Source organism: Viridibacillus sp. FSL R5-0888 (assembly GCF_038009105.1).
GTDB lineage: Bacteria > Bacillota > Bacilli > Bacillales_A > Planococcaceae > Viridibacillus > Viridibacillus arenosi.
This window is the reverse complement of sequence record NZ_JBBPAU010000001.1, coordinates 2,874,098-2,898,718: the sequence shown is the minus strand read 5'-3', so window position 1 is coordinate 2,898,718 and position 24,621 is coordinate 2,874,098. Positions and strand designations below refer to the sequence as shown.

The 24,621-nt window shown below is 33.9% G+C and carries 29 protein-coding genes and 1 riboswitch; of the genes, 25 read left to right on the top strand and 4 right to left on the bottom strand.

All coding sequences use genetic code 11. From position 1 onward, the window contains the following. Nucleotides 1-228: 228 nt before the first annotated feature. Nucleotides 229-414, top strand: a riboswitch (cobalamin riboswitch). Between the two features lie 154 nt (nt 415-568). Genes nikA through MKY02_RS14460 form a run of 5 tightly spaced genes read left to right on the top strand, consistent with a single transcriptional unit; the run spans nt 569 to nt 5,810 of the window. Beyond that, a complete protein-coding gene (gene nikA, locus MKY02_RS14480; RefSeq protein ID WP_038190155.1) occupies nt 569-2,200 on the top strand; it encodes a nickel ABC transporter substrate-binding protein in 1,632 nt (543 codons plus the stop codon). A gap of 36 nt (nt 2,201-2,236) precedes the next feature. Continuing rightward, the gene (gene nikB / locus MKY02_RS14475; protein WP_038190153.1) at nt 2,237-3,175 is read left to right on the top strand and encodes a nickel ABC transporter permease; all 939 of its coding nucleotides are present in this window, start codon (nt 2,237-2,239) and stop codon (nt 3,173-3,175) included. Further along, a complete protein-coding gene (gene nikC / locus MKY02_RS14470) occupies nt 3,172-4,023 on the top strand; it encodes a nickel transporter permease (protein WP_038190151.1) in 852 nt (283 codons plus the stop codon). The genes nikB and nikC overlap by 4 nt, the downstream gene beginning before the upstream one ends. Beyond that, the gene (locus MKY02_RS14465) at nt 4,020-4,997 is read left to right on the top strand and encodes an ABC transporter ATP-binding protein (RefSeq protein WP_038190136.1); all 978 of its coding nucleotides are present in this window, start codon (nt 4,020-4,022) and stop codon (nt 4,995-4,997) included. The genes nikC and MKY02_RS14465 overlap by 4 nt, the downstream gene beginning before the upstream one ends. Before the next feature lie 3 nt (nt 4,998-5,000). Next, nucleotides 5,001-5,810 carry an ABC transporter ATP-binding protein gene (locus MKY02_RS14460; RefSeq protein WP_038190133.1) on the top strand — a complete coding sequence of 270 codons (810 nt, stop codon included), beginning with the start codon at nt 5,001-5,003 and terminating at the stop codon, nt 5,808-5,810. 273 nt (nt 5,811-6,083) lie between these two features. Here MKY02_RS14460 and MKY02_RS14455 read toward each other — a convergent pair whose 3' ends face one another. Continuing rightward, a complete protein-coding gene (locus MKY02_RS14455; RefSeq protein ID WP_038190129.1) occupies nt 6,084-6,401 on the bottom strand; it encodes a hypothetical protein in 318 nt (105 codons plus the stop codon). Nucleotides 6,402-6,479: 78 nt separating this feature from the next. Here MKY02_RS14455 and MKY02_RS14450 point away from each other — a divergent pair, with 78 nt between their 5' ends. The 18 genes from MKY02_RS14450 (at nt 6,480) to MKY02_RS14365 (ending at nt 20,362) form a co-directional block, all read left to right on the top strand. After that, on the top strand, nt 6,480-7,004 hold the full coding sequence (locus MKY02_RS14450; RefSeq protein WP_038190126.1) for a DUF6886 family protein: 525 nt from the start codon (nt 6,480-6,482) through the stop codon (nt 7,002-7,004). A gap of 26 nt (nt 7,005-7,030) precedes the next feature. Beyond that, entirely contained in the window at nt 7,031-7,729 is a 699-nt protein-coding gene (locus MKY02_RS14445; RefSeq protein ID WP_340711427.1) for a Type 1 glutamine amidotransferase-like domain-containing protein, read from the top strand. 35 nt (nt 7,730-7,764) lie between these two features. Continuing rightward, nucleotides 7,765-8,268, top strand: a complete 504-nt coding sequence (locus MKY02_RS14440) for an NUDIX domain-containing protein (protein WP_038190120.1) — start codon at nt 7,765-7,767, stop codon at nt 8,266-8,268. A gap of 15 nt (nt 8,269-8,283) precedes the next feature. Next, complete coding sequence (locus MKY02_RS14435) at nt 8,284-8,814, top strand: DinB family protein (protein ID WP_143691491.1); 531 nt, start codon at nt 8,284-8,286, stop codon at nt 8,812-8,814. Further along, nucleotides 8,811-9,230, top strand: a complete 420-nt coding sequence (locus MKY02_RS14430; protein ID WP_038190117.1) for a GNAT family N-acetyltransferase — start codon at nt 8,811-8,813, stop codon at nt 9,228-9,230. The genes MKY02_RS14435 and MKY02_RS14430 overlap by 4 nt, the downstream gene beginning before the upstream one ends. A gap of 65 nt (nt 9,231-9,295) precedes the next feature. Beyond that, nucleotides 9,296-9,856 (top strand): DUF1697 domain-containing protein, encoded by a 561-nt coding sequence (locus MKY02_RS14425; RefSeq protein WP_038190114.1) that lies wholly within the window; start codon nt 9,296-9,298, stop codon nt 9,854-9,856. A gap of 379 nt (nt 9,857-10,235) precedes the next feature. Further along, complete coding sequence (locus tag MKY02_RS14420; RefSeq protein ID WP_053417053.1) at nt 10,236-10,643, top strand: NUDIX hydrolase; 408 nt, start codon at nt 10,236-10,238, stop codon at nt 10,641-10,643. Nucleotides 10,644-11,084: 441 nt separating this feature from the next. Further along, entirely contained in the window at nt 11,085-12,623 is a 1,539-nt protein-coding gene (locus MKY02_RS14415) for a thiol-activated cytolysin family protein (RefSeq protein ID WP_038190104.1), read from the top strand. Nucleotides 12,624-12,733: 110 nt separating this feature from the next. Continuing rightward, on the top strand, nt 12,734-12,901 hold the full coding sequence (locus MKY02_RS14410) for a GNAT family N-acetyltransferase (RefSeq protein WP_340709226.1): 168 nt from the start codon (nt 12,734-12,736) through the stop codon (nt 12,899-12,901). A 131-nt stretch (nt 12,902-13,032) separates the two neighbouring features. Next, nucleotides 13,033-13,929 carry a hypothetical protein gene (locus tag MKY02_RS14405; RefSeq protein ID WP_340709225.1) on the top strand — a complete coding sequence of 299 codons (897 nt, stop codon included), beginning with the start codon at nt 13,033-13,035 and terminating at the stop codon, nt 13,927-13,929. Nucleotides 13,930-14,005: 76 nt separating this feature from the next. Then, entirely contained in the window at nt 14,006-14,695 is a 690-nt protein-coding gene (locus MKY02_RS14400) for an aspartate/glutamate racemase family protein (protein ID WP_038190088.1), read from the top strand. 50 nt (nt 14,696-14,745) lie between these two features. Next, nucleotides 14,746-15,297, top strand: coding sequence for a GNAT family N-acetyltransferase (locus MKY02_RS14395; protein ID WP_051448837.1), 552 nt, complete (start codon nt 14,746-14,748; stop codon nt 15,295-15,297). Between the two features lie 182 nt (nt 15,298-15,479). After that, nucleotides 15,480-16,631: an MFS transporter gene (locus MKY02_RS14390; protein WP_038190083.1), complete on the top strand. Its 1,152-nt coding sequence runs from the start codon at nt 15,480-15,482 to the stop codon at nt 16,629-16,631. 381 nt (nt 16,632-17,012) lie between these two features. Further along, nucleotides 17,013-17,276 (top strand): NAD(P)-binding domain-containing protein, encoded by a 264-nt coding sequence (locus tag MKY02_RS14385; protein WP_081730147.1) that lies wholly within the window; start codon nt 17,013-17,015, stop codon nt 17,274-17,276. A gap of 529 nt (nt 17,277-17,805) precedes the next feature. Next, nucleotides 17,806-18,615, top strand: coding sequence for a DUF3100 domain-containing protein (locus MKY02_RS14380; protein ID WP_038190064.1), 810 nt, complete (start codon nt 17,806-17,808; stop codon nt 18,613-18,615). Nucleotides 18,616-18,644: 29 nt separating this feature from the next. Continuing rightward, the gene (locus tag MKY02_RS14375; RefSeq protein WP_038191098.1) at nt 18,645-19,088 is read left to right on the top strand and encodes a hypothetical protein; all 444 of its coding nucleotides are present in this window, start codon (nt 18,645-18,647) and stop codon (nt 19,086-19,088) included. Between the two features lie 155 nt (nt 19,089-19,243). Beyond that, complete coding sequence (locus MKY02_RS14370; protein WP_038190061.1) at nt 19,244-19,720, top strand: GNAT family N-acetyltransferase; 477 nt, start codon at nt 19,244-19,246, stop codon at nt 19,718-19,720. Nucleotides 19,721-19,906: 186 nt separating this feature from the next. Continuing rightward, nucleotides 19,907-20,362 (top strand): hypothetical protein, encoded by a 456-nt coding sequence (locus MKY02_RS14365; protein WP_076065123.1) that lies wholly within the window; start codon nt 19,907-19,909, stop codon nt 20,360-20,362. Nucleotides 20,363-20,399: 37 nt separating this feature from the next. Here MKY02_RS14365 and MKY02_RS14360 read toward each other — a convergent pair whose 3' ends face one another. Both MKY02_RS14360 and MKY02_RS14355 read right to left on the bottom strand, forming a co-directional pair. Next, the gene (locus MKY02_RS14360; RefSeq protein WP_412104701.1) at nt 20,400-20,570 is read right to left on the bottom strand and encodes an AAA family ATPase; all 171 of its coding nucleotides are present in this window, start codon (nt 20,568-20,570) and stop codon (nt 20,400-20,402) included. 265 nt (nt 20,571-20,835) lie between these two features. Then, nucleotides 20,836-21,069, bottom strand: a complete 234-nt coding sequence (locus MKY02_RS14355; protein WP_412104700.1) for a helix-turn-helix domain-containing protein — start codon at nt 21,067-21,069, stop codon at nt 20,836-20,838. A gap of 165 nt (nt 21,070-21,234) precedes the next feature. Between MKY02_RS14355 and MKY02_RS14350 the strand changes: the two genes are divergently transcribed. Both MKY02_RS14350 and MKY02_RS14345 read left to right on the top strand, forming a co-directional pair. Continuing rightward, entirely contained in the window at nt 21,235-21,675 is a 441-nt protein-coding gene (locus MKY02_RS14350) for a hypothetical protein (protein WP_143690968.1), read from the top strand. A gap of 111 nt (nt 21,676-21,786) precedes the next feature. Beyond that, complete coding sequence (locus MKY02_RS14345; protein WP_038190051.1) at nt 21,787-22,635, top strand: hypothetical protein; 849 nt, start codon at nt 21,787-21,789, stop codon at nt 22,633-22,635. A gap of 474 nt (nt 22,636-23,109) precedes the next feature. On the opposite strand, the gene MKY02_RS14340 is transcribed toward MKY02_RS14345, so the two are convergent. Then, nucleotides 23,110-24,615, bottom strand: a complete 1,506-nt coding sequence (locus MKY02_RS14340) for a succinate CoA transferase (protein ID WP_038190047.1) — start codon at nt 24,613-24,615, stop codon at nt 23,110-23,112. Between the last annotated feature and the right edge of the window lie 6 nt (nt 24,616-24,621).

Genomic DNA, 24,621 nt, shown 5'->3' with positions numbered 1-24,621 from the left:
TTATTTATAATCAGGTTATTTTTTATTGTTAAGCATAAATTTGGAATTTTTCACTTTAGGTGTAAGGCAATGTAACGTTTACAACCAGCAACGATATAAAAAAAAACGTGCAAATTTTTGTGGTAAAACTTTTGTATAAAATTAAGTCTTTAAATTGATATAGCTTTAAGTAGTAATAACGAATATACTTTATATTAGGAAAACTTTTTTTATTTCCACAAAAAAATTACATATAGTATTGGAATAGGTGTGTTCGTTTAATAGCGAATACTTAATAGGGAAGTCGGTGAAAATCCGACATGGTCCCGCCGCTGTAAGGGTGAGCCTCATGCAAATAAGTCACTGGAATATCCGGGAAGACGCATTGGAGCGATGAACCTAAGTCAGAAGACCTGCCTGTTCTAAAAATGCTGTTAACCTACGGGAGATAGGGAGGTGTTGGAGTGCTAGGAGATAAATTTGATCTAAAACTATGAGCATTTCTAACCTTTTTAATTGGGTTAGGAATGCTTTTTTTGTATTTCAGTATTTTTAATAGTTTAAATTCTAAAAATGAAGGTGATTAAACATGTTTATTAAACAAAGTAAGATACTACGGAATTTTCTTGTTCTACTAGTAATTTTCGCGAGTTTTATTACTGGGTGTAGTAACAAAGCAAAAGAACAAGATAATGCGTCTGTTAAAGATCAATCAAAAGTTGTTACATTTTCCATGACTGGAGATATAGGCGACTTAAATCCACATACATATTTTCCAAATGAGTTTTTCTCCCAAGCTATGGTATATGAATCACTTGTTTACTACGGGAAGGGAGGGGGAATTCAACCTTGGTTAGCAGAAAGCTGGGATATTTCGAAAGATGGCAAAGAATATGTATTCCATCTGAGAAAAGATGTTGAGTTTTCTGATGGTTCGAAGTTTAATGCAGCAATTGTAAAGAAAAACTTCGATACAATTTTAGATAATCGCAAACAACATGAATGGGTAGAGTTAATCAACCAAATCAAAAACACAGAAGCATTGGATGAATATACTTTTAAACTTACATTGAACAATTCTTATTATCCAACGCTTCAAGAATTAACTTACATAAGACCTTTGAGGTTTGTTGGAGAAGCTGCTTTTCCTGACAGCCAAGACACATTTAAAGATGGACTTAAATCTCAGATTGGTACAGGTCCGTGGGTACTTAGCGAATATAAGAAGAATGAGTATGCGGTTTTTAAAAGAAATGAAAAGTATTGGGGTACTAAACCTAAAGTAGAAAAGGTAGTTGTCAAAGTCATTACAGACGGAGAATCTAGAGTATTAGCTTTTGAGAAAAACGAACTTGATTTTATTTTTGGTAATGGAGTCATTAGTCAGGATTCTTTCCAGTTTTTAAAGGATTCAGGGAAATATGAAACTAAATTATCAGAGCCTACTGCTACAAGAACGTTACTATTTAACACAAACAAAGAAGCAACTAAAGATCATAAAGTGCGTTTAGCACTCAATTATGCTTTCAATAAACAGGCAGTAATCGATAATATTTTTTATGGTATGGAAAAAAAGGCAGATACACTGTTCCCACCTGTATTGGATTACACAAAGATTGATATAAATCCATATGACTATGATATTGCGAAAGCAGAACAGTTATTAGATGAAGCAGGCTGGAAAAAAGTAGAGGGTAAAGCATTTAGAGAAAAAGATGGAAAAGAGCTGCAACTGGAATTCTTATTTAATAGTACTGATAACATCCAAAAGTCGATTGCTGAATTTGTACAAGGTGATTTTAGAAAACTAGGAATTGATATTAAGTTAACTAGTCAGGAAACGAATACTTTCTGGACAACTGCATTCCAAGGTAATTACGATATATTATTTACATCAACATGGGCCGTACCTTTTGACCCGCATTCTTATTTAGCCTCAATTACTACAGATTCGGAAAATGGTGGTCCAGATTATACTGCATTATTGGGATTACCAGAAAAGAAGGAAATAGACGAGAAGATTAAAAAAGTACTTTTAACTACAGATGAAAAAGAAAGAAAAATGATGTATACAGATATTTTATCAACATTACATGATCAAGCAGTATACTTACCGATATCGTACCAATCAAATGTAGCTGTATATCACAAGAATATTAGCGGATTAGATTTTTTACCTCAAGAAGCTGAGGTACCTTTAACTACAATTGATGTTAAATGAAGCAAGAATTATTAATAATAACTTAAGGAGTGCTACATGAGTTGGTTTATAGTTAAACGTCTCTCAAGTCTAATTCCAATATTATTAGGAATCTCCATTATTACTTTTATTTTATTGCACTTAATTCCTGGAGACCCAGCAGTAGCTTATTTAAGATTGTCGAATATTCCCCCAACCGACGTGGCTGTGACTGACTTGCGACTCGAACTCGGATTAGATAACCCTTTATATATTCAGTATTTTGATTGGTTGGTAAAGGTGATTCAACTGGATTTGGGGATCTCTTATCTGTCCAAAAATGCAGTCTCGGACGAAATTTTGTTGCATCTAGTACCTACAATTCAGCTAACAGTTACTGCGCTTTTCTTTATTGTAGTTATTAGCTTACCAATTGGAGTGCTTTCGGCTATCTACAAAGGAAAATGGATAGATCAATTTAGTAGAATAATAGCTTTTGTTAGTGTTTCAATGCCTACATTTTGGTTTGGTTTTCTCTTGATTTATTTTTTATCCGTAAAGTTAGACTTTTTCCCTGTTTTGGGTAGGGGGACACTAGCTCATTTAGTCCTTCCTTCCTTAACACTCGCTTTTGGCTATATCGGCACGTATATACGATTACTTCGAGCTAGTATGCTAGAAAATTTGAATGAGCCGTTTGTTGTATATGCTAGAGCGAGAGGTTTGCGGCAAAGGCAAATTATTAGTAGGCATGTTTTAAAAAAATCCATCCTACCTGTAGTAACCGCACTTGGTATGAGTTTTGGGAATATGTTAGGCGGAGCAGTAATTGTTGAAACGATTTTCGCTTGGCCAGGCATGGGACAATTGTTCGTCTCCTCTATTTTAAATCAGGATTATCCTATGATTCAGGGCTGTGTATTGTTTATGAGTGTAATTTTCGTGTTCTGTAATCTCCTTGTGGATGTTACTTATTCCTTCCTGGATCCACGTATACGATTGGAGGAAGGGAAATGAAATTAAATATAAAGATGCAACGAACGCTACTAAATCATAAGCTCATGATAATTAGTAGTATCATTATTTTAGGTATGATTGGGGTTGCACTCTTTGCTTCTTTTTTGGCTCCTAATGACCCAAACCTTGTTGATATCGCTCAAAAACTACATGGTCCTTCATCTCAGTTTCCCTTAGGAACGGATCATCTAGGGAGATGTATATTATCGCGATTAATCTTTGGAACTCAGACCTCTCTGGGTACAGCTATCCTTGTTATGGGATTCATGATGATTATTAGTGTTCCACTTGGCATAATTGCGGGCTTTATAGGTGGTAAGGTAGATTATCTATTTATGAGAATCTGTGACATTCTAATGGCATTCCCAAGTTTTCTGCTTTCATTGGCATTAGTAGGGATTTTGGGACCAGGTCTTTTTAATTTGATCTTAGCAATGGTTCTTGTTCAATGGGTTTTTTATGCTCGTGTCATTCGAGGAATGGTACTCAGTGTTAGGGAACAAAACTATATAGTAGCAGCCAAAATATGCGGTACACCAAAGTTTGTTATTATAATGAAACATATTTTACCCGCTATCATTTCTCAAGTTGTTGTTTTAGTTTTTATGGACATTGGAGGAGTTATTTTAGCTATTTCTAGTCTTTCATTTTTAGGTCTTGGAATTCAACCACCAGAGGCAGAGTGGGGCATGATGATTAATGATAGTAAGTCATTTTTTAGAAATTATCCTTCCTTGATGTTGTACCCTGGGATAATGATCTTCATTGTAGTTATTGCCTTTAATTTGTTTGGTGAAGCTTTGAAAGATGCTTTAGACATGAAAAGGGCTGGAGGGGGCGTAGAATGAGGCATCAACCGATTTTGACTGTAAATAATTTGAATATATCTGTTTCAACACCTCTTGAAGTGGTTCATCCGGTACGTGATGTTAATTTTGCGCTCCAGTCCGGGAAAGTGTTAGGTATTGTTGGAGAAAGTGGATCAGGGAAAACGTTAACGTGTATGTCTTTATTAAGACTTTTACCTGAAAATGTAAAAGTTGAGTTTGGAAGTATTAATTATAGAAATCAAAACCTTTTAGAATGTTCAGCAGAAGACATTAGGAAAGTACGGGGAAATGATATTGCTATGATCATGCAAAATCCTATGATCGCCTTTAATCCTGTAAGAACAATTGAAAGTCATTTTATTGAAACAATTAGAACGCATTTACCTATTACAAAGCGACTAGCGAGAAAAGTAGCTGTAGAATATCTTGAAAAAACGGACCTTCCTAATCCAAAGGCAGTATTAAAGCAATATCCATTTCAGTTAAGTGGTGGAATGCTGCAACGAGTAATGATTGCGATTACCATGTCTTTAAAACCATCTATCCTCATTGCAGATGAACCGACTACTGCCTTAGATGCGACAAATCAACTTCAAGTTTTGAAACAATTGGATAAGTTAAAGAAAGAATATAATACAGGTATTTTATTAGTAACCCACGATTTAGGGGTGATTGCTCAATTGGCCGATGAAGTAGCTGTGATGTATGGTGGCTATATCGTTGAGAAGGCACCAGTGTTGAAGTTATTCAATCAACCAATGCACCCATATACTCGAGTCTTGTTAGAGTCAAGGCTTGGATTAACACGAAAAAAGATACAAAGTGTTAGCCCTTTAAGTACATATTCAAAAAATAACGATAAAAAATGTCCATTTCTAGATAGGTGTGAAGAAGCAAATCATTCGTGTACAAGTTACAATCTTGAGTATAGAGAGTATGAAAAAGATCATTTTGTACGCTGTGTAAAGATACATGAAAGTGTAGGTAATTGAAGAATGAGTTTACTAGTATTGAAAAATATAAAAAAATCATTCTTTCTCAAGAACTCGGTTTTTGAGAAACGTAGATCGATAGAAGCGGTTAAGGATATCTCACTTACTTTGGAACAGGGAGTTTGCTTAGGAATTGTCGGAGAAAGCGGGTCAGGCAAAAGTACATTAGGAAAGATTATTTTAGGACTTGAAAAGCCGGATCAGGGAGAAGTCTGTTTTTTAGGGAAGAATCTACATAATTTGAACTCAAAAGAATTAAAAGAGTTACGCCAAAATCTCCAAGTGGTCTTTCAGGATTGTTATAGTGCGGTTAATCCAAGACTTACTATAGGTGAAAGTATTGCTGAGCCATTAAGAAATTACAAAAGGCTCTCGTCGGCAGAAGAGGAAAAGCAAGTGCTGGAGCTTTTGAAGAAGGTCGGGTTAAGGCGGGAAGACATACATAAATACCCTTCTCAGTTCAGCGGAGGGCAGCTACAAAGAATCAATATTGCTAGAGCAATTGCCCTTAAACCAAAGTTAATCATACTTGATGAGGCTGTAAGTGCATTAGATGCCCTCGTTCAAATACAGATATTAAATCTTTTGGCACAATTAAAGGAAGAATTTCAACTTTCATATCTTTTTATTTCTCATGATTTACAGGCGGTCAATTACATAGCTGACTGTTTAGTTGTGATGCATCAAGGCGAGATTGTTGAAAGGCTAGATGATATGGAGCAGCTTGAACAATTAGCAAATCCTGTTTCTAAAAAGTTGTTATCCTCTGTTCTACCTCCGTTTCCTGGGTATATGAAATGTGAGGAAATATAATTATTAATACATTTAACTAAAAAGTTAATAGTAGATAATGAAAAAGACTAAGCCAAAATGGTTTAGTCTTTACTATTTGCATTCAGTTGATATTTTTTTAATTAGTAGCAACCTGTTTGTAATACTTTAGTCGTATGAAGTCGAGGGTAGGTACTAACAAAACCAAGTAAAAACGTAGCAAGATAGGATAGAAAACATACCTATCTTGCTACGTTTTTTTGATGAAATAAGCGATAAAATGGAACTTGTATGAATAAAGCTACCTGATTTTACTTATTCTTGCTTTTTAAAGTCTGGCTTAACGTTCATAAAAAGAGTAAATCCATCATTCACTTGTACTTGCTTTCGTAACTCGTTGAACTTATCCGTTAACTCTTGACCGGTATAACCTGCTTTTGTCAGTTGCTCCATAATGAGCGTTTTATATTTCTCGAAAACAGGATCAATAATGGGCGTAATTATTAGTGCACCATTCACCTTAGAAATTTGAACCTCATCAATTAATGAAAATTCTTCATAAAACTCTTCAGGAATTCTAATCTCGCGATCTGTAGAAATTTTTACTTTTTTCGACTGGGCATCATATCCCAACTCATTCACCCCCATATTATGATATTCTAATAATAGGGCTAAATAGAATATTTTTACTAAAATTTAATGGAGGTTAATATGAGACTTTTTCATGTAAGTGAAGAAAGAAGTATCGGAGTTTTTGAGCCTAGAATACCTTCCCGTCAGGATTTAGATCAGACAAAAGGGCTCGTTTGGGCAATTAATGAAAAATGTCTACCAAATTTCTTGACGCCAAGGAATTGCCCCCGTGTTTGTTTTCATATTAATGCAGAAACAACAAAAGAAGATAAAACTCGATATCTTTCATCTAGCTCCAGCAATCATGTAGTAGTTGTTGAAAACAAATGGCTACAAAAAATGAGAGATACAAAGCTATATTTATATGAATTTGATTCAATGGAATTTAACTTACTTGATGAAAATGCAGGATATTATGTTAGCGAAAAGAAACAAGTTCCGATTAACTGTATGGAAATAACCGATTTGATTGAAGCGCTTTCTAAACGAAATGTAGAACTAAAAACGGCAGAAAGTCTGTGGGAACTTCATGATGAAATTCTACATTCGACATTAAGTTTCTCAATGTGCAGGATGAAATTTGCTACCCCTAGAGGTTACTAACAATAGTTGAAAGGAGGATGAAAACTATGAAACAGATAATTGCACTTGGGGGCGGCGGATTTTCAATGGAGCCTGAAAACCCATTATTAGATTCTTATATTCTTAGTCAGTCGAAAGAGGATAATCCGAATATTTGCTTTATACCTACAGCAAGTGGTGATGCTGACAATTACATAGCAAGGTTTTATGATTTTTTTAAAACTCAAAATTGCAAACCAACTCATTTATCTTTGTTTAATCCACCAACTAGAGATTTAGAAGACTTCATATTAAAGCAAGATATTATTTACGTAGGTGGAGGAAATACAAAAAACCTATTGGTTCTATGGAGAGAATGGGGTCTAGATAAAATCTTAAAAAAAGCATGGGAAAAGGGTATTGTTCTTGCTGGTATTAGTGCAGGAGCTATTTGCTGGTTTGAAGAAAGCATTACAGATTCGTATGGAGATGGCCTTGAACCAATTCAATGTTTAGGATTTTTAAATGGAAGTCATTGCCCACATTATGATGGAGAAAAAGATAGAAGACCATCTTACCATCATTTAATTAAATCACAACTCATCAAAGCAGGCATAGCAGCTGATGACGGTGTGGCGATACATTACATTGATGACGAAATAGCTAAAATTGTTAGCTCAAGACCTAAAGCAAAAGCGTATCAAGTCATACTTGAAAATAAAGTTGTAGAGAAACAATTGCCAACCGAATTCCTAGGTAAACTTTAAAGAGTTATAGTATCTCAATAATATAGGAGGCTCCTATGAAGACAGTTATAGTTTATTGGAACGGTCATAGAGTGAAACTCACATGGAAACCAAATTTTCAACTAGATGAGTTGTGCATCGTAACTAGTGTCCATGCAATCTGTTTCCAAGATAACAAAGTGCTACTTTCTAAAATTAAAGACAGAGGATTTAGCTATCCAGGTGGTCATATTGAAAGTGGCGAATCTACTGAAGAAGCGATACATCGTGAAGTGTATGAAGAAGCTTATGTTAAAGGTGATATTACATACCTAGGTGCAATTGAAGTCAATCATGACGAGAACCAATCATTTGTCCCGGGTGGTAAATACCCAATGATAGGCTATCAATCTTTTTACAGAATGAATGTTAAAGAATGCTATCCATTTTTACGTGAAAATGAAGGTATTGCACGTATATGGGTAGAGCCATCTGAAATTCCTTATATCATTGATGATCATGAATTGGCTACGATGATATTGGGTGAGGCAATTCATTTTGTGAGCTCCAGCAATACTTAGATGGAAATATTTTTTATGGAGATGAGTGCAATAGAATCAAAAAAATTGATTTTGAACCACTATGAAAATTCAATCCAGTATATTGCGAAATTAACAAGGTTAACTGATGATTGTTGGCTTACACCTATTGCAGAAAGTAAATGGTCAGTTTGTGAAATTGTAGGGCATTTAGTGCCATGGGACAAGTTCGTAATGGAAAAAAGATTACCTTACTTGCTAAATCTAAAACAAGAATTAGAAAGCCCAAATGTTCTAGAGATGAATCAAATTGCAGCGTTAGAGAGTCTGAATATATCTAAAGATGAAGGTATTAAAAAATGTATACTGACAAGATTAAAATTAGTAAATGAGATAATAAAGATTCCTGCAAGTGAAATTAATAAAGAATTGAATATAGGCACAAGTATATTAACTGTTACTGCATATTTTAAAGGTCTGATAGTACATGATTTACATCACTTTCAACAAATTGATGAGTTTTTAAATAAATGTGATAAGAAGCAACATTGCAGTCATGTACCTTGTCAAAAAGGAGTGATTACTTGAACTCTGTTACCACAGCAAATTTAGAAAATATAGAGGGAATAGTAAAGCTCGATTGCGAAATCATAGGCAATATGAGTAGAAGGAAACATATCGAAAAAATCGTAGGAGAAGGCCGTTGCTTAATTATTAAAGAGGAAGACGAAGTTCAAGCGTTTTTACTATTTGATACAAATTTTTTTGAATGTAGTTTTATATCGTTAATCATTGTTTCTAAGTCGGCAAGAAGAAAGGGATATGCAACAGCTTTAATCAGCTCTTTTGAAAACATTGCACCAACTCAAAAAATATTTTCCTCAACAAACCAATCAAATACCAATATGCAAAAGGTGTTTGAATTTAATGGATTTGTACGTAGTGGCTACGTTGAAAATTTAGATGATGGGGATCCTGAGATTATTTATTTCAAGTTAATTTAGCGAATATACTAATTAGTAATGAATGGTTCAAATTATACTTTGAAGCAAGATAGAAGGGGATAGGGATGACAATTTATATTGCTTTTTTAAGAGGTATTAATGTAGGTGGCCACAATAAGATTAAAATGGCGGAACTAAAGCAAATGTTTGAGAAAATGGGATTCAAACGAGTAAAAACGTATATACAAAGTGGCAATGTCCTTTTCGAATCGGATGAGAAAGAACAATTTATACACGAGCACATTGAGCATGAAATTAAGGCGGTTTTTGGGTTTGCAATTAGTGTTGTTTTAAGGACTTTCAGCGAGTTGGAACGGATTACTGAGGAATGTCCTTTTTCGAAAGAAGCGATTATGGCTGCGGAAGCATCGTCAGAAGGGGAGAGTCTTTATGTTGCTTTACTACTCGAAGTTCCTTCACAGGAAAAAATTGAAAGGCTGAGTGCCTTTAGAACCGAATATGAAGACTTTCAAGTTGAAGGCCGTGAAGTGTATCTCTTATTAAGAAAAAGCATTCGTAATTCCAAGCTGGCGATCAATGTGCAAAAGCTTGGTGTTCCAGTAACAATACGTAATTGGAAAACGATGAACAAGTTGACGGCTTTAGCGAAAGAAATTGAGGCATAATTTTTGATATGAGTTGTATAAGAATGATTGATAGATAACGGCGAAATAAATTATAAATTATTCACTTGTAAAACAACCAAAAAATAAAGGGGCTGTCTAATAAATCCGATTTTGACTCAAGAATAATGAATGATATTAAGGTACAGTCAAATGAAGAATCTCAACTAAATTTATATTTCCAAATAGAAGCGATATTAAAAAGGGAAAATGTATTGAAGTTTTTGACTCATCGAAAGCATTGGCTGTACGTTTCTGATGATAGTCCATTTACAAATATCCATATGGATGCTCAAGGGAAGCTAGATTATTAGATTATCGACGTATTTATAAGAAAACTGAAGTGAATACAGTAATTGAGGATGAATAAGGGGGAATATCAATGAAAAGAGTAGATGTTGTATATGCCGCAATCTGTAAAGAGGAAACCGATGAAATATTAATGGTACAAAATGAAAATATGATATGGACATTACCAGGTGGTGCAGTTGAACAAAACGAAACACTTGAGCAGGCACTAATTCGTGAAGTAAATGAAGAAACGAATCTACAGGTTGAAATGGGTACACTCATCGATGTAAGAGAAAAGTTTTTTGAAGATCGGAATCATCATGCATTGTTATTTACGTTTAAAGTAAAAGCATATAGCGGGGAGATAGTGGTGAATTTTCCAGATGAGATACAACAAATTAAATGGATGTCTTTTGAAGAAGCAGATCAACATATGACTTATTATCTAAACGGCATAGCATCTACTTTAGATTTTGATGGGCTATATATTTCTCAATGAGAATAGTAAGTCATTTTTATTGAAATTTGCACAAATGGTATTATATGTTATATCGAATTGGTGTTTTAATGGTAGGACTTATAATTGTATCCATGTAATTTAGATTATATGGATAAAATGCGAGACGATTGTGAGAAAAGTATGAATTAGAGAAATAATAAAACGAGGTAATGTAATGATAAAAAAGATTGATATTACTAATCTGAAAATTGCGTGAACATTCAAATCCCTTCGTACAAGGTAGAGGCTGAAATTATTGACTACTATGATAGACCAGGGGGGATGAAGCCCCCAAAATGATGATATAGGCATAAAAATGTTAAGAAGTAAAAAAGACCGGGTGCATGAAAGTAGCTTAAAAACTATCTAATTTGAGTACGTGAAAAAAATTCATCAATATACAAAAATCTAAATATGATGATATAATTTTTAAGGAAGGAGTTGGTTTTTTTGGGAATAATAAAAAATGCTAAAGGAATAAAATTACTAGCATGTTTATTAGTTAGTTTATGCACTATTAATTATTCATTTATTTCCTCCGCGGAAACACTAACAGATAATTCAGCTGATGCAACAAAAAATCCTAGTGGTATTGATACTGGAATAGCGAATCTAAAGTACAATAATCAAGAGGTTTTAGCAGTAAATGGTGATAAAGTAGAGAGTTTTGTTCCGAAAGAAAGTATCAATTCAAATGGTAAATTTGTAGTTGTTGAACGTGAGAAAAAATCACTTACAACTTCACCAGTCGATATTTCGATTATTGATTCTGTGGCTAATCGCACTTATCCAGGAGCCGTACAACTTGCAAATAAAGCTTTTGCAGATAATCAGCCTAGTTTATTAGTGGCTAAGAGAAAACCTTTGATTATTAGTATAGACTTACCTGGCATGAGAAAAGAAAATACAGTAACTGTCCAAAATCCGACATACGGCAATGTGGCTGGAGCAGTAGATGATTTAGTATCTACTTGGAATGAAAAGTATGCATCAACACATTCGTTACCTGCAAGAATGCAGTATACAGAATCTATGGTGTATAGTAAATCACAAATCGCAAGTGCTCTTAATGTTAACGCTAAATATCTTGATAATGGGCTGAACATTGATTTTAATGCGGTTGCAAATGGAGAGAAAAAAGTGATGGTTGCGGCATATAAGCAAATATTTTATACCGTAAGTGCTGAACTACCTAACAATCCATCCGATCTTTTTGATAATAGTGTTACTTTTGATGAGTTAACTCGTAAAGGGGTAAGTAATGTGGCCCCGCCTGTTATGGTGTCAAATGTAGCGTATGGTAGAACAATTTATGTGAAATTAGAAACAACGTCTAAGAGCAAAGATGTACAAGCTGCCTTTAAAGCTTTACTTAAGAATAATAGCGTCGAAACGAGTGGACAGTATAAAGATATTTTTGAAGAAAGTACCTTTACTGCTGTAGTATTAGGCGGAGATGCGAAAGAGCATAACAAGGTTGTTACAAAAGATTTTGATGAAATCCGAAATATCATTAAAGATAATGCGGAATTAAGTCTTAAAAATCCAGCATACCCAATTTCATATACAAGCACTTTCTTAAAAGATAATGCAACGGCTGCCGTTCATAACAATACAGATTATATTGAGACTACAACTACAGAATATTCAAGTGCTAAAATGACGCTTGATCATTACGGTGCATATGTTGCTCAATTTGATGTATCTTGGGATGAATTCTCATATGATGAAAACGGGAAAGAAGTACTAACACATAAAACATGGGATGGAAGCGGCAAAGACAAAACGGCTCATTACTCTACCGTTATACCGCTTCCACCGAATTCAAAAAATGTAAAAGTCGTAGCGAGAGAATGTACTGGTCTTGCATGGGAATGGTGGAGAACAATTATTAATGAACAAAACGTTCCATTAACAAATGAAATAAAGGTTTCAATTGGAGGAACAACGTTATACCCAACTGCTAATATTAGTCATTAGATAAAAATGAAGCGCCCTGTTTAAAGGGCGCTTTTCTCGTATGGTGTTGCCAAAAATCTTTATTGCAGATTTAACGGTAGTACCTAATACATGCATAATAGATGACTTAAATGGATATTCATCGATTAATAGTACACCCTAAATATTTTAGAAAAGGCATTGTCAAGATGTTATTGGATTTCATTGAATGCAATATAGAAGGTATCAAAACAATAATCGTGACAACGGGTTCTAAAAATTTCCCAACCGTAAATTTCTATGAAAAAAAAATTCTCTAAAATTGGAGAAATAAAGGTATATGAACGTTTATCATTGATACTAACTTTAAAAAGCAACTTTGAAGAACAGATACTTGTAAATGTATTAAATTGCAGCTCTTAATTAAAAGGTCAAAAAAGGAGAGAAAAAATTGATTATTGTACCTTCAAATGAAATTTTACAGCAGTGGGTTGAAGATTATGTACCTAAAAAAGACTTATTCTTTATAGCAGAAGGTGATACTGAGAAACTCCTAGGACATTTGCGAAATGTACTTATTATGCCATCAACAGAATTTTTCAATCATACGTCATATACACAAATTGAATTAATGAATAGCTATGAATATTGGAACATAAAAAATGCATCACACGTGATTGTGGCACAACCAGACTGGATTGTTGGGGTGGCTGAAGAAATTAGGACGTTCTTGTTACAGTGTCAAGTTAAAATAGAACGAGGTATGGTGCTGCCAAAAACCTTTATTGCAGATTTAACGGTAGTGCCTGAAGCTTACATAATAGATGACTTAGTTGTTTTACAACGTAGTATGTGGGAAGGCATGTCTCAAAGCAATAAGAAAATGATAATTAAAAAAGTTGCTGAGTGGTGGGAGGATGGTGCTTGCGAAGAAGTGCCAGAAGATCTACCGCCGCATTTAATGCCTTATGCTAATACATATGCGACAACTGCAGGTGCCAATTGTTTAGCGGCTGCATTATATGCAGTATGTGATAAAGAAAGTGAATGGTTATTGCAAGAATGGGTCCACCAGCAAGCCTTTTTAAATGGATTGGAGCAGCTTGGCTATACGGTGTATGAACAGGATGAAACGCTAATTGCGGGTGATGTAGTCGCATGGGTCGATATAGACGAAGTAATCCAACATGCATCGTACTATGTTGGCAATAACCTATTTTTCAATAAACAAGGACAAACCATTTTCAATGCTTGGAAAATCAAGAAGGAAGCAGATTTAATGAAAGACTGGTCAAGTATGCAAATGAAGATCTATCGTAATTTTGATAAAAAAAGTAATAAAATTTAAAGTAGATGCTTAGCAGAGCAATCTTCTTTTATTTTATTTCTTGATTAATAATAGCTTAAAGAGAGAGAGGTAATATATGAAAATCATTGGATTAATAGGCGGCATGAGTTGGGAATCGTCAGCAGAATATTATAGGCTCATTAATGAAGAAGTAAAGAATCAATTAGGTGGTTTACATTCAGCGAAATGTATATTATTTAGTGTTGATTTTGAGGAAATAGAGAGGTATCAATCAATAGGGGATTGGAAAAGTGCGGGGCTTGTTTTAGCAAATGCAGCAATCTCTTTAGAGAAGGTAGGAGCTGACTTTATTGTTATATGTACGAATACAATGCATAAAGTCATTGATTTGATAGAAGAAAAGATTCAAATACCAATTTTACATATTGCAGATACAACTGCAATTCAGATTAAAGCAAATAGTATTCAAAAAGTTGGTCTACTTGGTACCAAATTTACGATGGAACAGGATTTTTATAAGTCACGTGTGGAGACATATAATATTCAGGTCATTGTACCAGAAGAAGAAGAACGGGCTATTGTCCATCAAATTATATATGATGAATTATGTTTAGGGATTTTAAAAGAATCCTCAAAGAAAAAGTATTTAGATATCATCGATCGACTTGTCCAAGAAGGAGCAAAAGGCATTATTTTGGGCTGTACAGAAGTAGGTCTACTCATAAAACAACAGGATACTAAGATACCTTTGTTTGATACTACTAATATTCATGCAATTGAGTCAGTCAAACGGGCATTGCAATAAGAGTATGCAATTTGAGACTATACTGTAATAAAAAAACGCTTAGCACATGAATGAAATTAAGGAGAAATCGACTGGAAAATAAAGCTTTTATTCTTGAAACCGAAAGATTATATGCGAGGGAACTAGTACAAAATGATTTTCAAGATTTAGCGGATATTTTACAAGATGAGAGAGTCATGTATGCATATGAACATACATTTAATGATCAAGATACTCAAAATTGGCTGGTTAGACAGCAATCAAGATATCAAGAAAATGGATTTGGATTATGGGCGATTTTATTAAAAGGAACAGATACAGTGATTGGACAAGCTGGATTAACTATGCAACAAGTTGGAAATAGAGAAGTGTTAGAAATTGGTTATTTATTTAAACATGATTTTTGGAATAAAGGGTATGCAACTGAAATGGCAGATGCTTGTAGAAAATATGCTTTTAATATTTTAAAAGCTCCAGAAGTATATTCAATAATAAAAGATGATAATATTGCTTCTCAAAAAGTAGCTATGAGAATTGGCATGCACATTGAAGAAGAGTTTATTAAGCAATATTACAATGGCGATATGGTGCATTATCTTTATAAAGTTGAAAATAAGTTGTGACTCCTAATTTGTAGATTAGGAGTTTTTCTATTTTTGTATAAAAATGTTTAAAAAGGTATAACTTCGTGACTATAAATATGATATGATAGCTTTTCTCGGTAAAAGGAACCTATCTTTTGAACGATAGTGATAAGCCTCAAATACCTAGTAAAACAAAGATTTAATTTGAAAGGATGTTAAATATGCAATTACATCATAGACTAAAAGTATTTAACTTTTTGTTCTTTGGAATGCTTGCGCTATTTGTTCCGTTTTTACCAGTTTATCTAGGTGAGAGAGGTTTATCGCCAAGTGAGATAGGGCTTGTGGTAGGTACGGGTGGATTTGTAACAATATTTACGCAGCCATTATGGGGATTCATCAGTGATAAGACGAAGACGATTAGAAAAATATTATTATTGTTATTATTTTTAGCTAGTTTATTTGGCTATTTCTTGTTTAGCGTTGATGGATTCTTGCTATTAGTCGTATTTGCGATGTTCGTCTACTTCTTCTTAATGCCGATCGACCCGTTAATGGAAAGTTTGAATTTTACAGTAGCAGAAGCAGCAAAAATTAGTTACGGTTCAATTCGTACATATGGAGCATTAGGTTATGCGGTATTAGCACTTGTTACCGGATATATTATGTCTTACTTTGGCAATAACAGTGTCGGTATCCTTTTTGTTATATTAGGGATTATTGGATTCCTTATTATATGGAAAATGCCCGATGCTCCAACTTCTTCTAAACCAGTTACCATTGCAGGTTTGAAGAGTTTTTTAAGTAATAAACAAACATTATCGTTTTTATTATTAGTATTTATCTGTTCGGTACCTGCTCGTATGAATGAAACGTTTTTAGGCGTACATATTCTGTCATTAGGTGGAAGTACAAAACTAGTTGGACAAGCATTTTTCATCTCTGCGGCAAGTGAAATTATCATCTTTGCTCTTAGCTTTTGGTGGCTTCGTAGTGGAAAAGAACTACTAATAATAACGATAGCAGCATTTTTCTTTTTTGTACGATTCTTTGTATCAGCGTGGATTACAGACCCGCAAATGTTAGCACTTGTACAATTACTACAAATGCTTACTTTCCCAATTTTTTATACAGCAGCGATTCAGTATTTATATCGTATTGTACCGGTAGAGTGGAGAGCGACAGGGCAAACGGTTTTGGCACTATTATTCTTCGGAATATCAAGTATCGTCTCATCATATGCAGGTGGCTTCCTATATAACTCTCTAACAGGTCAACATTACTATCTAGTGATCTCAGGGATTTCTCTGATAGGTACAATATATGGGTTAGTGTCGTTATTTGTTAATCGTAAAAAGATAACGGTTGATTAGTGAAGTGAAAACCTCCTTTTATCTTTTGATGAAGGGAGGTATATTGTTGAGGAAATTAATATAATTGATGTGGTAGTAGAAAACACATTATTTACAATCTTTATAAGCCAATGTTACTTATTTTTGGCAGGTACTAGTTCTATCATTCATGAAGTAATTAAGAACCGAATTTAAATATATGTTCAAATGAATGAGAGTATTCAGAGAGGTACTGCTATAACTATATACCGATAAAATAAAATTGAGGAATATTATTGATTTGAAAAACGAAGTAGCTACACTTCACGCTGAAGCACAACGAGAAAGGGAGTATCCAAAAAAAGTTGTAAAAGTAGGCTAAAGTGATTTGGTCTACTAACCGAACAATCAAGTGTTCTTTTAATACATAAAATAGGTTTTTTTCTCTCTGAAACTTTAAAAAGCATTGCCGAAATAGTGAATATTGTGGTATCTTCAGTATCTACGACTGATATTGTACGTCAATCATACATAGGGGAAAATGGAGTTTTTAAAATTTGGAAAAAAGGTTCCATTATTATTGATATGAGTACAACAGATGCAGAAACTGCAATCGATTTGGCAATACCAGCTGATGAATTAGGTTTATTATTGTCAGACTATTGGCGAAACTGCTGGTGCAGATAACGGTACACTTACTATTATGTTAGGTGATAATATTCAAAAATGAGAGAAAATTCGTTCAATATTAGAAGTGTTAGGTGAAGAAATTTTTACATAGGTGAAAACAGTTATGGGTAAATTGCGAAATTTGTCTTAATATGGAGAATCCTTCGGAGGAAGATAGTTTAGTAGAAGCTTAGATTATTACTAAACAGTTTGAGTCGAACAAGGAAAAGTAGCGAAAGTGTTAATAATAGGCACAGCTAACCGTGTATTAAATATTCCAGGGAGATATTTGAACAACAAATATTATAATGTTTTATTTGTTTTTGACCAATACACAAGTATAACTGGTTAACTACAAGAAAAACACTATTTTAGGAGTACTATCGTTTATTGGATCTATCGGCTTTCAAATAAATGAATCTGCTAAAACAACAGTAAAAAGAAATCTAGATGCAACAGCTGCTTGTCAAACATTGAAAGAATTAGCATCGGTGGCTATCAGTAGTGGAGATTCAAAGGTGATAAAAGAGAAATAGAGGTGGATAACTTGAAAAAATTATTAAGTTGGAAAATACAGTTAATCGTATTAGCACTTGTAGTTGTAGCTGAATTTATTGGGATTAAGAACTTTGACATTGGTATTGGAGTAGTTGCACTTTTCCCTATGCTTTATGCATTAATAATCGGTGCAGTTATTAGTTTACCTAAATTGAAGTTGTTAAGCGAAAAAGATATGAATATCGCAGCTAACATTTTAGGTATTTCATTTATGTTATTCGTGGCTAAACTTGGAACTTTGATGGGACCTTCATTGCCACAACTAATGGATGCTGGATTGTCGTTAACTCTACAAGAAGTAGGGCATTTCTTTGGGACAATCGTGTTTGGTTTACCAATTGCATTGTTAATGGGGATGAAACGTGAAGCGGTAGGTGCTACCTTCTCAATTGACCGTGAACCAAACCTTGCAATTATTGCTGAAAAATATGGTGCTGATTCTCCTGAAGGTCGTGGAGCATTAGGTGTTTATGTGTGTGGTACATTATTTGGTGCCATTTATTTAACGATTTTAGCTAGTGTTCTAGCTAATTCTGGCTGGTTCCATCCAATTTCACTAGCAATGGGTGCCGGTGTAGGTTCAGGAAGTATGATGGCTGCAATGACTGGTGCACTTGCTATTATATTCCCAGAATCCGCTAATGATATTGCGCTATTTGCTGGTGCTGCAAACTTAATTACAACAATTGTTGGAACTTATGTATGTATCTTCTTTTCACTACCGGTTACTAATTACCTATACAGAAAATTGGAACCAATTTTGGGTAGAAGATCTAGAAAAGCTGAAAACAAAGCTTAAGTTCTTTAGAAGTGGGGGAACGGACATTCATGTTAGATAAAATATATACATTTATTATCATCGGTGCAATTGCAATTATAGGAAACTGGGTAGGCTATGATGTATCACCTATTGATGCCTTACCTGGTATGCTTATTATTGTTGCAATTACGGTTTGTGGTTTTGCAATTGAAAAAATATTACCAATTAAATTGCCAGTAGTTATTTGGGTTTCATTTCTTGCCTTGTTAGTGACTTCACCAATTTTTCCGGGAAATGAAACAATTGTAAAAGCAACAAGTCAAATTAATTTCATGGCATTAGCAACACCAATCCTAGCTTATGCTGGTTTGTCTTTCGGTAAAGACTTGAAAGAGTTTAAACAGCTTGGTTGGAGAATCGTTGTTATTTCTTTAGTTGTTTATACTGGAACATTCTTATTAGCTACTTTAGTTGCTGAAATCGGCTTTAGAGTTACAGGGAAGTTTCATTAGTAGAAAAAGACCTTTCAATTATCGATTAATCGATAATATGAAAGGTCTTTTTTTGTTATGAACTAGTAAAAAAGAAAATAGTCATACAAAGATAGAGATTTTGTTTATAGAAATATATACCAATTATTGTTACTATTTGATTGGGAGGGGTAGAGATGAGCGTTTATTTAGAAAGATATAGCGATAGATATATGTCACAAATTGAGTGTTATCAATTAACTGATGAACAATTACAATTTACAGGATCACCAGTAGAATCTATCTTCGTAGCAAAAAGTGATGAGGATCGTTATCCGATTTTAGTTTTAGATGATGAAGAAATAGTGTCGTACTTTGTTCTACATATGAATGAAGGGGTCACGCCTTATTCTAATAATCAAAAAGCTATATTACTTAGAACATTTTCTACAGATTATCGCTACCAAGGAAGAGGCTATGCGAAACAGTCATTATTAGAACTACCAAGGTTTGTGAAAATGAATTTTCCGGAAATAACAGAGGTTGTTTTGGCTGTAAATGTAAAGAATATTGCCGCTCAAAGCTTATATCTAAAATGTGGATTTGTTGATGAAGGGGATAGAATCATGGGAAGCCATGGTGAGTTAATCATTATGAGTAATAGAGTAATATAACTTCAAAGATTGTTGTCTTATTTCAATTACATTTCTTCTTTTTTTATTGGCTCCATTTAATGACATTGTTGATATTTGACTATCTATAACCAAAAATACTATTGATAGAGTTTGTTTAATAATTTTCTGTGATAAAAGAAGAACCGCTTGCTCTTAGTTAAGAAAAAAGCAGAAAGAGGAATTCGTGTGAAAAAAATAATCGTTGGTCTTGGTTTAGTATTGCTCATAGCGTATATTAGTCGTGAATTATATGCCACATTCCTAACCAAGTCATTGTATGAAGTCACAGATTCAACATTCAACACTGGAATTATAGACGAACAATCGCTAGATTACATGTTACTAGTGGAGTATCCAACATTGGATTTATTTGAAACAAGGGATAAACAGCAAGTACAGCAATTTTTAGAACAATTATTACAAATGGAAGTTAGAGCTGCTGTGCTAGACATAAAAGAAACGGAAAAACATTACAAACTTGTCTTCAGAAGTGATGAAAACGATGAAATCATGACGTTTATTTTATATGATAATAAATATGCAGAAATGCGGAATCAAATGGGCGTCATCGGAAGTACGGCGTATATTCGAACGGTAGATAATACATTTTTCGAACAATTTTATCCGTTACTATCTAAATAAGAACCATTACAAATCGAGGGATATGCTTTCTTATTCGCTAATAGAAAAAATAAGAGTTAAAAAAAGTTTGGGTAACTATTGATACCATAGACGCTTTCATCGAGTTGTTAGCCACTGCCATCAACAAATGCGTTTTACCAACACCGGGTTGACCAATTAATGCAATGCTGTTTTGGCGAATGCCTTTGATATCAAGGCTATCAAACACAATCAAATTCCGACAGGCTTAACAAGTCGTTCGATGGGGTCACAAAATTTTTAGAGAAAAAGACAAACCAAATTGAGGTTTGTCCTTTTTTGTGTTATATCATGAACCATCTATAACAATATGTTGATAAGATAGCTTTCAGCCAAAATTAAATCATGTACAACATAATATCTTCATAAGTTCAAGAACGAATTAATCCCTAAACTCTTTAGAATTGCATAGTAAACAGTTCGAAATTGCACAGACTCGTAAAGCCTTAAATTAATTATCCTAAAAAGAGTTCCTCACCATACCACTTCTCCATAGCTGTGGTTGAAATTATCCATTCGCCACGTTTTCCTTCAGGTTTAACGAAATACTTTAATAGACCTTCATTAATAAATGCCTGTATTTCTTCTTCATTTCGTCTACTATCTTTAAATCGTTCTTGTAAGGTGTTATAAGATATGCCCCAACGATAAGCAGCTTCAGTTGGAGTCATATAATTGTTAATATCCATTATCTTTCCTTACAACCTCATAAACAGAATACAGCTAAAGTGATAAAAGAGAGGTTATATAATCATTGTATATTTACTTTGTGGGAAAACAATTATTGAAGTAAAATTGTAATATCCAATAACAAATGATTTACAACGAAAAGATAGAAGAGAGGAATTATGATTATGGATTATTATGATTTTGTTCTTTTTCCAATAGAAAAAGACCCTGAAGAAGTATTAAATGAAACATTAGAAGTTTTACATAGTGGGGTTTTAGAGGGCTCGATGAATTATTTTAAAATTGCAGATGAACTAGTTGATTATTATGGTGAACATTTATTAGCTAGGGTACCAGCAGCGAGTTATCCTAGTGATACTTTAGAGGCGGATACACATTATTTTTGTGCTGGTGTTAATATTTTTGTGAAAGAGTCTGTGCCTTTGTTAAATGATACATTGGAAAAATGGCGACAATCAATTGAAAAGGAAGAGGAACCCATTCGTTTTGATAAATGGGGAGAAATAAATGATAAACAAGAGATTTTGTTTAATTTACAAAAAGGATTAGAGTGTATTGAAAAACTAAAAACAGGTAAATACCTTTTATTTTTCATAGGTTTATAGGTATAAGAATTTACTGATAAGTGTGTGGATTATGTAAAATGTTCTAATTTCACTATTTTTAACGCTTTTTTATTATATAAATAGTAATATAAAGCTTTGGAGGTGGAATTATTGAATAAAAGTAAAATTAATACTTTTTGTAAGTTTTTTGTTGTATTCACTATGTTCTTATTATTTTATCTTATTCCGAATAATTTAGGTGTATCTGCAAAAGAATTAGTAGAAGAAAAGGATATAAACATAAAAGTACATAATGGTGATGAAGCAAAATTATTGAAGACTTCGTCTTCAAAAGCATATTTATTGACAGTAGATAGTTATCCCTTGGCTGGAGGGATTTCAATAGGAGTTTCAACAAAAGGTTCCGCTATGCAACAAGTGACTGTAAAAATTACCGCTTATGGAACTAACGGAAGTATTGATTCAAAAACCGGGAAAGTTTCATATCAAGGGATAACGAAGAAAGTGAAAACATTTTATAATGTTCAACCTTGGACAAATAAACAAATTGCCTTTGTTGATTTACCTGTACGATCTTTAAATACAAAATATAAATTTGAAATTACAGCAAGAACTAAAAAGGGTGATTTAAACAAAGGTAGTTCAACAGGGTATTATCATGTTAAAAAAAATAAATATTCTAACTGGAATAAAGGAACATTCGTTTCTACACCAGCTTCTATCGAGTTTCATTATAAAAAACATGGTAAAGATAAGTATGTACAAGCAGTAAACATTGAAGATTATTTAAATAAAGCGAAAGCTTTTCATTCAAAAGTAAAAAAGCTGAAAAAAAGTTCCAAGAATTATAAATTAACGGTCACAAAAGGTGGCAATTCTAAAGGGAAAAAAGTTCTTCCTTCTAAAAAAGTAACTCAAAGAAATCCTAAAGGCAAATATGCTCTTATGCATAATAGTAGTAAAGATAGTTATAGATTATTGAGTTTTGGTGGAAATTAATATGAACCACAAATTGCCGGCGATGCTAATACACCAAAAGTAAGTTTTGATTTTGTTGCTTACACTGTTGAAATTCGAGGAAACGATAAAGAATTGCGTTACTCTAAAGTGGCTTTACTTAATAAAGTGAATGAGGAAGTAAAAATGCGACTAGGGTTAGAATATAATAAAGAGCGATAGCCTAGAGGCCATCGCTCTTTTTAAATATATTTTTAGAGTTGTATACGCGCCTGCCAGCTTTGTATTTACCAACCCCTTATAATTTTAGGGGTCCCCCAAATAGTCCCCCAAGTCCCCCACTAGCAATGAGCGGTAATGAAAGAGATAGCCATACAGAAAATATCATTCATCATTGATATATAGCTTTTCATGATTTAACGTGAAGGGCGTTGAAGTAAGACAACTATTCTGTTACAGGAAAGGCGCTCTTTCTTTATTTAAAGGATTGGTTTAAATGTGTACCAAGCGGAACAATTACTCAACCATTGTTCCATTTTTAGCGTAGTTGACGTACCAAGAAAATACTTTTTCTAAATTATGAGGTGTTTGGCTATTACCTGTTTTTTTTACAGCATCATTATAATACGCCCATAGTTGTTCTTTGTAATCGGGATGTGCACAGTTTTCAATGATTAAAGGCACGCGTTCTTTCGGAGCTAAACCGCGTAGATCAGCTACACCTTGCTCAGTAATCAAAACATCTACATCATGTTCGGTATGATCTACGTGTGAGACCATGGGAACAATTGATGAGATAGTGCCACCTTTAGCATAAGACTTTGTTACGAAAATACCTAATCTTGCATTTCTGGCAAAGTCACCGGATCCGCCAATTCCATTCATCATTCGTGTACCAGAAACATGTGTTGAATTGACATTCCCATAAATATCAGCCTCTAGTGCCGCATTGACTGAGATTAAACCTAAACGACGAATTATTTCAGGTTGGTTAGTTATTTCTTGTGGTCGTAAGCACAGTTTATCAGCGTACTTGTCCATATTTTCAAATACTTCTTTACCTAATTCCTCAGATAATGTAATCGAAGTAGCAGATGCAAATGTTACTTTTCCAGCATCAATTAGATGGAAGACAGCATCTTGTAGAACTTCAGAATAAATTTCTAAATCTTCAAATTCTGAATCTTGGAATCCTTGTAAGACAGCATTTGCTACTGAGCCAACACCAGATTGAATTGGAGCAAGTTTAGAAGTTAATCTACCTGCCTTAATTTCATCTCGTAAGAAATTAAGTAGATTATTGGCCATAATATCTGTTTCCTCATCAGGAGGCACAATTAAAGAAGGGGCATCCGTGTTTTCTGAAATGACAATAGCTTTGATTTTTTTAGGATCAATTTTAATGCCAATTTCTCCAATACGATCAGTAGCGCTTACTACTGGGATTGGACCACGATCACCTTGCTTTTCAGGCACATAAATATCATGAATACCAATGAAAGATTCTGAGCATGAAATGTTTAGTTCAACAATAATATTTTCTGCAAAATCTGCAAGGATTGGTGAGTTTCCAACCGAATTTGTAGGAATTAAATAACCATCTTTCGTAATAGCGCATGCCTCAATGATAGCGAATTTAATAGGTCCATAAATATTTTGTCGGACTAATTCAGCAACATGAGAAAGGTGACCGTCTACATATAGAACTTCACCCTTATTAATGAGATTTCGTAATGCAGGTTCACCTTGATATGGTCCACGCTTACGAATAACGCCAGCTTCAGCTAAATAACGGTCTACTTCAGGGCCAAGAGAAGCACCTGTATAAACATCGATTTGGAATTTTTCGTTTTTGGCACGTTCTACTAGTGCTAATGGCACAACTTTCGCGTCTCCTGCACGAGTAAATCCACTCATCCCAACTACATCTCCATCTGAAATTAGTGCTGCAGCTTCTTCGGCAGAAACAACTTTGTCCGCTAATTCCTTCAAACCTAAACGTTTCTCAATCGTTGCTTTCATCTTAAC

Bases quoted from the DNA above. Each gene is read 5' to 3' on its own strand.
- nikA (WP_038190155.1), top strand. From the start codon at position 569: ATGTTTATTAAACAAAGTAAGATACTACGGAATTTTCTTGTTCTACTA.
- nikB (WP_038190153.1), top strand. From the start codon at position 2,237: ATGAGTTGGTTTATAGTTAAACGTCTCTCAAGTCTAATTCCAATATTA.
- nikC (WP_038190151.1), top strand. From the start codon at position 3,172: ATGAAATTAAATATAAAGATGCAACGAACGCTACTAAATCATAAGCTC.
- MKY02_RS14465 (WP_038190136.1), top strand. From the start codon at position 4,020: ATGAGGCATCAACCGATTTTGACTGTAAATAATTTGAATATATCTGTT.
- MKY02_RS14460 (WP_038190133.1), top strand. From the start codon at position 5,001: ATGAGTTTACTAGTATTGAAAAATATAAAAAAATCATTCTTTCTCAAG.
- MKY02_RS14450 (WP_038190126.1), top strand. From the start codon at position 6,480: ATGAGACTTTTTCATGTAAGTGAAGAAAGAAGTATCGGAGTTTTTGAG.
- MKY02_RS14445 (WP_340711427.1), top strand. From the start codon at position 7,031: ATGAAACAGATAATTGCACTTGGGGGCGGCGGATTTTCAATGGAGCCT.
- MKY02_RS14440 (WP_038190120.1), top strand. From the start codon at position 7,765: ATGAAGACAGTTATAGTTTATTGGAACGGTCATAGAGTGAAACTCACA.
- MKY02_RS14435 (WP_143691491.1), top strand. From the start codon at position 8,284: ATGGAGATGAGTGCAATAGAATCAAAAAAATTGATTTTGAACCACTAT.
- MKY02_RS14425 (WP_038190114.1), top strand. From the start codon at position 9,296: ATGACAATTTATATTGCTTTTTTAAGAGGTATTAATGTAGGTGGCCAC.
- MKY02_RS14420 (WP_053417053.1), top strand. From the start codon at position 10,236: ATGAAAAGAGTAGATGTTGTATATGCCGCAATCTGTAAAGAGGAAACC.
- MKY02_RS14410 (WP_340709226.1), top strand. From the start codon at position 12,734: ATGGATATTCATCGATTAATAGTACACCCTAAATATTTTAGAAAAGGC.
- MKY02_RS14400 (WP_038190088.1), top strand. From the start codon at position 14,006: ATGAAAATCATTGGATTAATAGGCGGCATGAGTTGGGAATCGTCAGCA.
- MKY02_RS14395 (WP_051448837.1), top strand. From the start codon at position 14,746: ATGAAATTAAGGAGAAATCGACTGGAAAATAAAGCTTTTATTCTTGAA.
- MKY02_RS14390 (WP_038190083.1), top strand. From the start codon at position 15,480: ATGCAATTACATCATAGACTAAAAGTATTTAACTTTTTGTTCTTTGGA.
- MKY02_RS14375 (WP_038191098.1), top strand. From the start codon at position 18,645: ATGTTAGATAAAATATATACATTTATTATCATCGGTGCAATTGCAATT.
- MKY02_RS14370 (WP_038190061.1), top strand. From the start codon at position 19,244: ATGAGCGTTTATTTAGAAAGATATAGCGATAGATATATGTCACAAATT.
- MKY02_RS14355 (WP_412104700.1), bottom strand. From the start codon at position 21,069: ATGGATATTAACAATTATATGACTCCAACTGAAGCTGCTTATCGTTGG.
- MKY02_RS14350 (WP_143690968.1), top strand. From the start codon at position 21,235: ATGGATTATTATGATTTTGTTCTTTTTCCAATAGAAAAAGACCCTGAA.
- MKY02_RS14340 (WP_038190047.1), bottom strand. From the start codon at position 24,615: ATGAAAGCAACGATTGAGAAACGTTTAGGTTTGAAGGAATTAGCGGAC.